Origin of the sequence: Nostoc sp. NMS7, assembly GCF_017115085.1 — a bacterium.
Classification (GTDB): Bacteria; Cyanobacteriota; Cyanobacteriia; order Cyanobacteriales; family Nostocaceae; genus Nostoc.
The window spans coordinates 68,102-80,739 of the sequence record NZ_JABXKJ010000164.1 but is presented as its reverse complement, the minus strand read 5'-3'; the positions used below and the strand labels follow the sequence as shown (position 1 = coordinate 80,739).

The 12,638-nt window shown below is 42.7% G+C and carries 8 protein-coding genes; 3 read left to right on the top strand and 5 right to left on the bottom strand.

Features of this window, described 5'->3' with window-relative positions; translation table 11 throughout:
- Positions 1–74: 74 nt before the first annotated feature.
- The 3 genes from HWQ38_RS17495 to HWQ38_RS17485 form a co-directional block, all read right to left on the bottom strand.
- Positions 75–911 carry an LssY C-terminal domain-containing protein gene (locus tag HWQ38_RS17495; protein ID WP_292795684.1) on the bottom strand — a complete coding sequence of 279 codons (837 nt, stop codon included), beginning with the start codon at positions 909–911 and terminating at the stop codon, positions 75–77.
- 487 nt (positions 912–1,398) lie between these two features.
- Positions 1,399–2,706 carry a hypothetical protein gene (locus HWQ38_RS17490; protein ID WP_292795681.1) on the bottom strand — a complete coding sequence of 436 codons (1,308 nt, stop codon included), beginning with the start codon at positions 2,704–2,706 and terminating at the stop codon, positions 1,399–1,401.
- Positions 2,707–3,227: 521 nt separating this feature from the next.
- The gene (locus HWQ38_RS17485) at positions 3,228–3,416 is read right to left on the bottom strand and encodes a hypothetical protein (protein WP_292795677.1); all 189 of its coding nucleotides are present in this window, start codon (positions 3,414–3,416) and stop codon (positions 3,228–3,230) included.
- Between the two features lie 164 nt (positions 3,417–3,580).
- Between HWQ38_RS17485 and bioF the strand changes: the two genes are divergently transcribed.
- A complete protein-coding gene (gene bioF / locus HWQ38_RS17480; protein WP_292795724.1) occupies positions 3,581–4,702 on the top strand; it encodes an 8-amino-7-oxononanoate synthase in 1,122 nt (373 codons plus the stop codon).
- 437 nt (positions 4,703–5,139) lie between these two features.
- Positions 5,140–9,381 carry a PAS domain S-box protein gene (locus tag HWQ38_RS17475; RefSeq protein ID WP_292795674.1) on the top strand — a complete coding sequence of 1,414 codons (4,242 nt, stop codon included), beginning with the start codon at positions 5,140–5,142 and terminating at the stop codon, positions 9,379–9,381.
- 32 nt (positions 9,382–9,413) lie between these two features.
- On the opposite strand, the gene HWQ38_RS17470 is transcribed toward HWQ38_RS17475, so the two are convergent.
- Both HWQ38_RS17470 and HWQ38_RS17465 read right to left on the bottom strand, forming a co-directional pair.
- Positions 9,414–10,022: a hypothetical protein gene (locus HWQ38_RS17470; protein WP_292795672.1), complete on the bottom strand. Its 609-nt coding sequence runs from the start codon at positions 10,020–10,022 to the stop codon at positions 9,414–9,416.
- Between the two features lie 252 nt (positions 10,023–10,274).
- Entirely contained in the window at positions 10,275–10,862 is a 588-nt protein-coding gene (locus tag HWQ38_RS17465) for a thylakoid membrane photosystem I accumulation factor (protein WP_292795669.1), read from the bottom strand.
- Between the two features lie 353 nt (positions 10,863–11,215).
- On the opposite strand from HWQ38_RS17465, the gene HWQ38_RS17460 reads away from it, so the two are divergent.
- On the top strand, positions 11,216–12,550 hold the full coding sequence (locus HWQ38_RS17460; protein ID WP_292795667.1) for a Mur ligase family protein: 1,335 nt from the start codon (positions 11,216–11,218) through the stop codon (positions 12,548–12,550).
- Positions 12,551–12,638 lie beyond the last annotated feature (88 nt).

Here is a 12,638-nt window from a genome sequence, read left to right as displayed (position 1 = left end):
AGTTTGAAAAGGAATTTTTATTGTTCTTGCAACAAAGCAAGCTTTAGATCATACTCCAATCACTTGAAGGCAAACTATTTTAAATAGTGTCGCAGCCATGACCATACTTCATTTTTGAGATTAACAGGCTCTGGATTAGGCAAAAGAGTTAATGGTTTTGTTTGGGCAATACTGTTCATCGAAAGTACACAAATAGTTAATTCCCCATCTGTGTAATATTTGTCGCCTCCTCCATTATGACCTTGCCATGTGGCTCCGACACCTGTGACTTGATATAATTGGGCAATCTGGTGTATATTTCCAATACTGTTAATCAGGTTATCTCTTTCAAGATCAATGTTTGCACCAATGCGGTGAGTAATTTGTCCTGTGCGGTGGCTAAGTTCGACGCTTTGATCAAATGTCGCAGAACCTAACCACAGAGGTCTATGATCACTACTCAAGTCATTCGATTGCCACAAGCGGACGTGGTGTCTAGCTTTGGCATTATTGCCCACGGGTAGTTCAAAAGACACGTCCTGTTTGCGTCCCCACAAATATAAATTACTCACAGGTGCAGTTGGGTAAGAATCCTTGAGGAGAACACTTTTAGCAATCCCAGCACTTGAGCGTAAGGTGATCGGGTCTGCTGGATACCAACCTACTGCCAGTAGCGTCTGCACCACTTCTGCTGTTGTACCGACAAATCCAATATTCAGAGGATCTCCAGAGATCCCTTCTGCCGTTTGCGTTGTTTTCGGAGAATGTTCTAGCTTTGGGTTATGTTCGTAGTGACGCCATAGTCCTGGTAAAACGATATAACTCAGCAGTCCATATAAGCCGAATAAACCAACTAACGTCCCAAAAATGTACCAAAACGAATGTCGATGTTTTGGGCGTGCGTCACTATTTGAGTTAGAGGCTTGTTGCATTTGAACCCGGTGATCAAGCTATATTTCCTTTTTTAATTAATCATCGCATCCTTAGAAACAATGTTTTTAAAAAACTTTAAAAGTGTTCATAATTTTGGCTTTTGCCTGTTGATAAATCTTTAGGACTAGCCCTTTCAATGTGAACATTTGTACTATTAAATAAATGATGTTTTAACCCAATTTTGGTATTTTGGCAGATGCGATCGCTTTATTTACAGTTCAAAAATTTGGAGTTTAATGCATAAATTCTTTGTTTAATTCCAGCCGATGCCTGAAATGTCGTAAAAACTTTGATAGTAGAATATGCTCCTGTGATCAAGATTATTATCACACGAAAAATACGCTCAAAGCCGGAAATATCGATGAGAATGAGGCATTAAAGAAGGTAGAAATTTTCTCGTGATCACAGGAATCAGTCGGATCACGTACATTTTGGTTCCAATGCTAGTCGCACGCGAAGATTGGATAAAAAATTTGTTGTCAATCCCTAATGAGGAATCCCAAGCACATTCTGCTGTAGAGGAACACCAAGAAAGGCAATTTCCTCAACATTCAAGACATTCAAGGTGAACTGATCACGCTTAACGGTGTAATTGTTGGAGGTATCTGTAATAATGTAATCACTTTTGAAATCAGGCAGAATTAGCTTATCCCATTCCGAACCACCATCGATAGTGGCATTACCGTAACCAACATCAAATGTGTCGTTTCCACCTCCGCCTTTAATCAAGACATTGGCAATAGCGCCCCCTTGGTCTGAAACGGGATTACCATTAGCATCAATTCGACGAGCTTTGAAGTAATCGTTACCGCTTCCGCCATCAATCGTGCCGCCTTGAATGCCAACGCTGGTGCCATAGCCAGTCAGGATATCAGATCCTGCCCCTTCACAAATAATGCCATTAGTATTAACAATGCCAGTACTTGGACTAATGCCAGTACTTGGACTAATGCCAGTACCAATGATGGTATCATTGCCATCGCCTAAACTGATCATGCCACTGTTAACAATGCCTATACCTACACCAGGTCCAACTGTCCCATATTCAGGATACGAAGGGATATAGGAATCCTCACCGCCTGTGCCCGTGCCAGAAAGAATGTCGTTTCCCTGCCCTCCACTAATTACGCTACCCTGGCTGTTGGAGATGCCTATACCATTCCCCGCAGAGAGATTCGTACTAAAAGGGGATACTATCCCATTACCGCCCTTGCCGATACCAGTAATAGAATTGTTTCCTTCACCTCCCTTAATGTGGCTACCACCACTGTTGAAAATGCCTGTAGCATTTAAACCCCAGTTATTATCCACACTAGTTCCAAAAATAGTGTTGTTCCCAAATCCTCCATCAATCAGGCTATCCTGAGTGTTGGAGATTCCTATAACATCACCTTGACCTCCTCCAACTCCAGTTCCAAAGATAGTGTCGTTCCCAAATCCTCCATCAATGCGGCTATGCTGAGTATTATTGATGCCTATAGGGATGTCGATTTTACCAGAGCCGCCTCCTGCTGCGGTTCCCTTGATCAAATCATTTCCGTCTCCTCCATTAATGTAGCCATGTGTGTTAGAGATACCTATAGCAGGTGGTCCATAGTTTCTTAACTCGTAGCCACCAGTGCCAGTGCCAGAGATAGTATCATTACCTGCTTGAGTATCAATGACTCCGTTTTTTAGAACCTCAATTCCAATTGCTGGAATTGCTGGCAATAATGTATTATCCTCTTTGCCTACCACTAGATCGGAACCAGAAGTGCCTATCAACGGGGGGGAAGAAACAATTAGTCTGGACATAATATAATTTTCCGCAATTGAGTGTGATACTTTTTAACTGTTCGGCTTGCGTAACTCATATCTTGCACTTAAGTGCTGCACATTACAGGAAGAATTTATCATTTTCTCTCTACGTGCAATAACGCCTTTAGAACAGCTCCTTATTTCCTTCATCGGAATGAAGTATTTTTATGCAAATCTCCCGATCTTTTTTTAGTGCAGTTCTAGCGAGGGTATAAGAATTACTTGACCCAAAATCTCTATTAGGGATTGAACCTATCCCACTAATATCGAAATGTGCTAACTTACTTCTCATATTCAGAAGGGTGTATCTGTTTATGGCTGGGCGTAAATAACGATAAAATTCTAGCTGAACAAGCGTTTTCTGTGTCATTGCCACCAAACACACTTTGAAAGCCGTAATTATTGACACTGGGACTTTAGGGACTTCCAACAAATAAATTACCCAATCTTGTGGGGTGGGCATCTTGCCCGCCCTAAGCCAGAGGCGGGCGAGACGCCCACCCCACAAGAAGTATTAGTCACGAGTGAGTTTCTGCAATGAGTCCCCAAGGTTCATTCACCAAGCTCAGAGGTTCATTCACTAACCTCAGAGGTTCATTCACCAAGCTCAGAGGTTCATTCACTAACCTCAGAGGTTCATTCACTAACCTCGGAGGTTCATTCACCAAGCTCAGAGGTTCATTCACTAACCTCAAAGCTTCGTCCACATAACACACCCTTTTAAATACTACCCTTGAAAGCAATTCCCCACTCCCATTCGGCTACGCCCTTCTCTACGAGAGGCTGCGCCAACGACTACGCTCAAGACAAGCTCACGGCAAGCCCACTTCCTACTGATCCTTATGCTTGGCTAGAACCATCCTTAGCAACTATTCATCGGGCAGACTGGTATCGTTCAGTACAAACAATCCAGAGTCGTCCTGGTGCAACGGTGGTTTTAGCTGGGCAAGAGGTAATTAATTTTGCCAGCAATGACTATTTAGGACTTGCGGGAGATCAGAGGTTGAAGGCAGCCGCAACTGCTGCGATCGCCGAATTTGGCACTGGTAGTACTGGTTCTAGATTACTCAGTGGGCATAGAGAATTACACAGAGATTTAGAGGAGGCGATCGCATCTATCAAACAAACAGAAGATGCCTTGGTATTTAGTTCTGGGTATCTAGCAAATTTGGGTGCAATTACCGCGATCGTTGGCAAGCGTGATTTAATTTTATCTGACCAATACAATCATTCCAGTCTGAAAAATGGGGCGATTCTTAGCGGTGCAGCAGTTGTGGAATATCCCCATTGTGATCTTGCAGTCCTAAAAACTCACTTAAGTCAACAACGGCAAAACTACCGACGCTGTTTGATTCTGACTGATAGCGTCTTCAGCATGGATGGCGATTTATGTCCGTTGCCCGCACTATTGGATCTCGCTGATGAATTTAGCTGTATGCTGGTAGTTGATGAAGCTCATGCCACTGGGGTACTAGGAAAAACTGGCGCTGGGTGTGTGGAACATTTTGGGTGTACGGGAAAGCAGTTAGTTCAAGTTGGTACATTGAGTAAAGCTTTGGGTAGTTTAGGCGGGTATGTCGCCGCAAGTAGCGCCTTAATTGACTTTTTGCGGAACCGCGCCTCCACTTGGATTTACACCACTGGGCTTTCACCTGCTGATACGGCGGCGGCCTTAGCAGCAATCAAGATAGTCCAACAAGAACCGCAACGCCGTGCCCAATTGTGGGAAAATGTAGATTACTTGAAAAATTTACTGCAACAACAGTTACCTAATCTAAAATTACTGCGATCGGAATCACCTATATTATGTTTTCAATTGCCCAGTGCGACAGATGCCCTCAAAGCTGGAAAACAGCTAAGAGATGCTGGCATTTTTGCCCCAGCAATTCGTCCCCCCACAGTGCCCACAAGTCGGATCAGAATATCTTTAATGGCAACTCATGAAGCAGCACATATTGAAAAATTGGTAGCAGTGCTGAAGGATATCTGTTAACTCCTGAGATTCTAAGTAAGTAGGCGTAAATAATTAAAGGTTTATAGTGTACTCCCTTTGGGGAAGCAAGCTACGCCTAGCGTCTCTTAGAAAGGGCTAAAGCCCTCTTTACAAGCAAATTTTAATATTTTTATATTACTTAACATAGTTTGGTTTATCTTCGCCCACTTACTTATAGCAATCCTAAACAAGATCCCCAACTTCTTTGATAAGTCGGGAATCTGTGGCTTTCAATCTTTACAAATCAAACAGGATTGCGATAAGATTGACGATAATTTTTTGTTTTTCATACTATATTCTTGAGCAATTAGCTTCTAGCAAAAGAGGTTTTCAAAACTAAATAAAAATCTATCTGGGGATAAGTTACTAAAATTAGCGAACTAGCTTAGGGTATGTAGAGCCTCTGCAATAAGTATTGGTTATTCCTAGACATTTTCATGCCCCCTATTCATTCTTCCCAATTACTGCGTTATAGCATTGTTGTCTTAATTGTCGCAGTTGCATTAGCGATAATGTTGATGCTAGACCCCTGGTTAAGCATGAGTGCAAGTCCTTTCCTGCTGTTTTTTAGCGCTGTAATGGTGAGTGCTTGGTATGGTGGTTTGAAGTCAGGGCTGTTAGCAACTTCCTTGTCTGCGTTACTGAGCGATTACTTCTTTCTCCCCCCAGTTGATGAACTGAATTTTGACATATCCAATTGTGTGCCAATTGGGTTGTTTGCATTTCAAGGATTGCTCTTTAGTATCCTATGTGATGCCTTAAAGAGTGCTAAAAGACAAGCTGATGAAAATCTCCAAAAGCTGAGAGTTAGTGAGGAGCGATTTCAATTAGCGTTAAGTAGTTCAGATATTGTCGTCTTTCAGCAAGATCGTGATTTGCGATATCAGTGGATTCATCATTCTCAAGGTCTAGATACTACTGAGGAAATCTTAGGTAAGTCTGATGATCAATTATTTCCAGCTTTAGTAACCGAGCAATTGAGGGCAATTAAGCTGAAGACACTAGAGACTGGTGTTGCAACCCGTGAAGAGGTTAATTTAACAATTTCTGGAAAAGACCGTTACTATGATTTGCTAGTTGAACCGCTAAAGGATGCAGACAATAACATTCAGGGTATTACCTGTATAGGTGTGAATATTACTGAGCGCAAGCAGACTGAGGAAAGACTCCGCTATATCGCCGAATTTAGTAGTGTACTCTCTACTTCGCTAGATTATGAACAAACTTTACAACAGATCGCTAAAATCTCAGTTCCCCAGCTTGCTGATTGGTGTAGCGTTGATATTTTAAATGAAGATGGTTCCATTCGCCGCTTACCCATTGCCCATGTAGACCCAGCTAAAGCAGAGTTGGCGCGTAAACTTGAGGAGTATATCCCCGATCGCAACGGTGCAAATCTCATCGCGAAGGTACTGCAAACCCGGCAAGCAGAATTAATTTCAGAAGTATCTGACTCGCTATTGGTGGGGACTACTCAGAATCAGGAACACTTAGAACTGATTCGAGAATTGGGGATCAAGTCTTTGATGATTGTGCCTTTAATCGCACACCAACAACTACTCGGCTGTATCTCCTTTGCCACCGCAGAATCAGACCATCGCTACGATCGCTCTGATTTAACTTTAGCAACAGATATTACCCATCGTGCGGCCTTAGCAGTGGAAAATGCCCGACTTTATCAAGATATGCAGCAGGCTTTAGTCCATTATGGCGAATCTCTATCTCTTCTAGATGCGCTACTCGGAGCTGCTCCGGTTGCTGTATGCTTTTTGGATCGGGAACTGCGATATATCCGAATTAATCAAGTTTTCGCTGACATTAACGGTTTGACCATAGAAGAGCATCTAGGACGCCAATTTGGGGAAGTGCCGTTATCTTTAGCGGCTGAGTTTAAGCTACAGTTACAGCGCGTGTTGGATACTGGAGAACCCCTGCTGAATATGGAAATCAGCAGTGACAGCGGACAACCAGGATCTTACAGCTATTGGCTGGGCAACTATTACCCCGTCAACAACGCAATGAGTGAAACGGTAGGAATTGGGATTATTTTGGCAGATGTGACAGCAGCAAAGCAAACTTCACTTGCATTGCAGGAAAGTGAAGAAAGGTTCCGGGCAATGTTTAACCAAGCAGCCGTGGGCATTTCTCTAGTAGGATTGGATGGACAATTTCTGCAAATTAATCCGGCTGTGTGTGAAATTACTGGATACAGCTATGAAGAGTTAATCCAGATGAACTTTCAGGAAATTACCCACCCTGACGACTTAGAACTTGATTGGGAGAATGCTGGGCGGGTTTTCGCAAAAGAAATTAGTGGTTATTCTTTGGAGAAGCGCTACATCCGCAAAGATGGTTCGATTGTTTGGGTAAACTTAACTATATCAGGAGTTTGGGATGCTAAGGGACTGCCAAAGTATGCATTAGGGATTATTGAAGATATTAGCGAACGTAAACGAGTTGAAACGACTCAAAACTTTTTAGTCGAAGCCAGCACCTTACTAGCGGCCTCATTGGATTATGAAATCACTTTGGAAAGTGTCGCGAATATCGCAGTTCCGACCTTAGCTGACTGGTGTATTGTAGATGTTTTCCGCGAAGATTGGTCAAGTAAACAAATTGCGATCGCAATTGCCGATCCCACAAAACTAAATACTTTAGAGGAAATCCGACGGCGTTATCCACCCAAAACCCGAGCCAAAAAGCTTTTACAGCAGCTACAGCTAGGAATATCTATCTTTTATCCCGAATTATCTGACTCTCATCTGATCCAGATGGCTAAAGACGAAGAACATCTGCAATTGCTGCGAAGCTTGGGTATTCGTTCTCTAATGGTGATTCCAGTTCGTTCTCGTGGGCAATTATTTGGAGCAATCTCTTTTTTCACAGCCGAGTCAGCTCGCCACTACAAACAGACAGACTTGGCTTTAGCAGAGGATATTGCTCGGCGGGCGGCGACAGCCATCGACAACGCCAGACTCTACCAGGAAACTGAAATATCTGTGAATCGCACGGTACTTTTACAAAGAATAACTGCTGCTCTTTCGGAAGCGCTAACTCCCGAACAGGTGGCTGATGTGGTGGTGAATCAAGGGATTGCCGCCTTGTCAGCCACTGCTGGTTCCGTTGTCTTACTAACTGAGGGAGGTACTACCCTAAAAGTTGTGCAAGCAATTGGCTATCCGCAATCATTCATTGATGCCTGGGCAAATTTTCCGATCACTGCACCTAACCAGATAGCGGAAACAGTCAGAACAAGAACGCCGATTTTTTTAGAAAATTTAGCAGCGATGATTGCTAAATATCCGAACTTAGCAAGTCGAATGGCTCTTACAGGAAATAATGCCTGGGCTTCCATTCCCTTGATTGCAGAAGGTAAAGTAATTGGGGCGCTGGGATTAAGCTTTGCCACTGTCCAAATATTTAACGAAGAATACCGGGGATTTATATTGACACTGGGGCAACAATGTGGTCAAGCGATCGCTCGCGCTCAACTTTACGAAGCCGAAAAGACTGCAAGGGCACAAGCCGAGACAGCCAACCGGATTAAAGATGAATTCCTCGCCGTCCTTTCCCATGAACTCAGAACTCCCCTAAATCCGATTTTAGGGTGGGCAAAGTTACTCAGAACCCGCAAGTTCGACGAAGCCACTAGAATCAGGGCATTGGAAACAATCGAGCGCAATGCTAAGTTACAAACGCAACTGATTGGAGATTTACTTGATGTTTCGCGGATTTTGCAAGGGAAAGTTAGGTTAAATCTCTATGCAGTAGATTTGAAAGTAGCGATCGCATCTGCACTAGAAACAGTGCGTTTAGCAGCAGAAGCCAAGTCAATTGAAATAAAAACGGTGCTAAGTCATGATCTCGGCAAAGTTCTGGGTGATGGCGATCGCTTGCAACAAGTGATGTGGAATCTCCTCTCCAATGCCGTTAAATTCACACCCACAGAAGGACAAGTAGAAGTGCGTCTAGAGCAAGTTGGCTTAGATGCCCGAATCCAGGTAATTGATACAGGTAAAGGAATCAACCCGGAATTTTTGCCCTACGTATTTGATTACTTCCGGCAAGCAGATGCCAAGACAACCAGAGTATTTGGGGGACTAGGATTAGGACTGGCAATTGTGCGTCATCTAGTAGAACTTCACGGTGGTACAGTTCAGGCAGAGAGTCGGGGAGAAGGAAAGGGAGCTACCTTTACAGTCAGACTACCTTTGCTGAAAAATTCTGAGTTGCGAGTCAGCAGTAGTGAACCCTCTCAACCAGAACTCACCACTGAGGAGACATTACTGGCTGGAGTGCAAATTTTATTTGTGGATGATCAAGCAGATGTGCGAGAGTTTTTTAGCTTTGCGCTAGAACAATATGGCGCGACTGTAACAGCAGTTGAATCAGCCGCCCAAGCGCTGGAAACATTAGCCCAATCAAAGCCACATATCCTCTTAAGCGATATTGGAATGCCCTTAATGGATGGCTATATGCTGCTGGGTGAGGTGAGAAAATTACCACCAGAGCAAGGCGGACAAATTCCAGCGATCGCTTTGACTGCTTATGCTGGAGAAATTAATTATAACCAAGCAATGGCCGCAGGATTTCAGAAACACCTACCTAAACCCGTCGATCCTGCGGAATTAGCTACAGCGATCGTCAATCTGATCGCGCCCAATCAACCTGGAGTTTAGTACAGAAAATCACAAAAAGAGTAATTATTTTGTCAACCAATAGGGCGATTACCAGGATTGACAGCATGAATATATTCACTACCCGATCGTGGTCTTCCTCGTTTATAATAAGCTTCTTCTGGTTTACCCCATCCTAGCTGCAAAATCATTTCCAAAAAGCTAGAGTTTTCCCACTTGCACAAACTTGCCCATTCTGTTCTTTGAACAATTCTGTCAACATCAGATGTGACAATTTGTTGATATTGTTTACTATTATTGAAACTCAAGTATAAATCCATCCCCATAGATACTTCATACCAAAATTCTACAATAGAATTTTTAGCAGCTTTTAATATCTCTAAGTCACTGGTGAGGGCGATTAACTCAGTGTCTACTTCCGGATAGTTCAAGTTTTTCCCTTTGACTCTTACCTCCCGCCAGATAATACCTGAAACTTGATTTTCCCTCTGATAGTCATGAATTGCAGTTTTGAAATCTTGATAGGCAGTGAACCGTTGTAGCCCATCAGTTCTAAGAAACTGGTCAATTAGAGGATTGCCAGAGACAGTTATTTCTAATTTTAGACGTTTTCCATTCAGGCAGGCTTGGCGTTCAGCTGCCAAAATTTGAATTAGCTCCTGGGTGGTGTAAACCTTTGACATCAGAATACACTCTAGTTACTCATTGGTCACTTGTACTGACTTGTACTGAGCGATGTCGAAGTAGCGTTGCCGTTGGCGTAGCCTCTCGTAGAGAAGTATTGGTCATTAGTCATTTGTTACGGACTATAGACTATGGATTAACTTTCTAATCTGTTAACACAGACATTTAAATATTATGCTTTGGCATCGGCACAAATGTAGTAACAGATAGCACTAAAAATTAGAGCAGACCAATTTGGTCTACCCCAGAAGTTACTTCGCTAACTCACTACTGAACTCATTGAAGGCTCGCCGCTTTAGCTTTGTTGTTTCCGTGCGTGGTAGCAAATCAAATATTTTGCGAAATTCATCGTCTATATCTTCAAAAGCTACTTGACCCTTCTTATTCAAAACTACCTCACCTGATTTATTAAACACTACGACTTGAGGAACACCCCCAGAATAGTAATATCCTGGTTCTGTAGGGTCATAGGTGTGTTTAAGCGGGATAGTATCTACATTAATCGGCATAATCTCTGCTACCCGACCATAGAATTCCTGTACGCGTGAAATGGAAATGGCATATCTTTTGGAATCGCTGCTGTCATCCAAATAAAATGCCAAAAATATGGGTTTATGTTCCGCTAAAGCCTGTGCTAGTGTCTGTCTGGGAGGAACCAAAGAACCATTGCCGGCATAAATGACAAAGATGTTGCCATCATATAAATCATTATTGAGACTGGCATACGCAGGTTGCATACTTATAATGAAAAGACTTGCAAGCAATAATAGGCTTTTGGATAACAACCTTCGCCAGGCAGTAATTTGTTTATGTAAAAAAAGAAACTTTGTGCTATTCATCAAAAGGAACCTTGCAAGTTACTAGTTGTTGTGAGTTTGTGCTGAATTCGGCAAACTGGGCTGGATATGTAATTATGCCCACACACTATTTTTTAAGATAACGCCTACTGAGATTATCTCTCGCAAGTGGCTGGTATCGCTACGCAAAAATCAAAACAGAGGTAAAGTAGCGTAACCGTAAGGCTTAACCATCCCAAATCGTTCGACTGAGCGTTCGCGTAGCGTCTTGTAGAGAAGTCGAAGTCCAAAATTGGTATGGCTGGCTTTTTCAGCCAGGATTCGGTAAACTCACAAGATTAAATTTGCAATTAAATACTTTCAATTAGCAACCGCCAGAAGACTAGGGTATAGATGTGGGAAAAATACAATTCATAGATAGGCTGCGATTGGGTTTCGCGGTGTCAGTGGCAAAAAGTGTAACGTTTATTGTACAATTTTTGCGTCTGGGTGCTGCTAGTGTATTACCAGGCGCGATCGCTCGTCGCATTCAACCCCGCCTTTTAGAATTATTGAGTCAGCAAGTTAAAAACGGGGTGATTTTAATTGCTGGTACTAACGGTAAAACTACTACAGCGCTGCTTTTATGCACGATATTAGAACGCAAGGGTTATCGCATCGCTCATAATTCTACAGGTGCAAATCTCGAAAATGGCTTGATGAGTGCGCTATTAGAAAGCACTAACTTACTAGGTACACTAGATGTTGATTACGCGATTTTAGAAGTTGATGAAAATATTGTACCAAGAGTATTAACGCCACTCCAACCGCGAATTATTCTCTGTTTAAACTTGTTCCGCGACCAACTCGATAGGTATGGGGAAGTAGACACAATTAGTAAGCGTTGGACAAAAGTTATTTCTACGTTACCAGCAGAAACGGTAGTAATTCCCAATGCTGATGACCCAACTTTATCTAACCTCGGTCAGCAGTTACCCCAACGGGTGTTATTCTTTGGCTTGAATGAGCCAGAACATTATTTAGAAGCAATTCCTCACGCAGTTGATTCTATTTATTGTCCCAGATGTGGACATTCTTTAGATTACAAAGGTGTTTATTTGTCTCATTTGGGAGATTTTACTTGTCCCAAGTGTGGTTTTGCTAAAAGTAAAGCGACTCTCGAAAGTAGTGAATGGTCACAAATTCTGGTTGGTTTGTACAACAAATATAATACTTTAGCGGCTGCTACTGCGGCTATTGAGTTGGGAGTTGATCAAGCAACAATCAGAGATAGTATTAACAATTTCCAAGCGGCGTTTGGTCGGGCTGAAGATTTAGTAATTAATGGTAAACGCGTGCGGATATTGTTATCAAAAAATCCAGTGGGAACGAATGAAACCATTCGCGTAGTTACTGAAAGCACAGATAAAACCACACTGCTGGTATTGAACGATCGCACGCCCGATGGCACTGATGTATCCTGGATTTGGGACGTGGATACAGAGAAATTAGTCGAACGCGGAGGGACTTTAGTAGTGAGTGGCGATCGCGTCTACGATTTGGCTCTACGTCTACGTTACAGCGAAAAGTCCCTTCAGAGTAAGTTAAATTTAATTGTGGAAGAAGATTTGCGACAAGCGATCGCTACTGCATTAGAGCATACACCAGAGAATGAAACTTTGCACATTCTACCCACCTATTCAGCCATGTTAGAAGTGCGAGAAATTTTGACTGGGCGGAAAATTCTTTAAATTGGGGAGACGCGATTAATCGCGTCTGTACAAAAGTTAGGTATTGGGAAGAATTCGTGTTCCATGCCCAATGCCCAAAGATATAGAT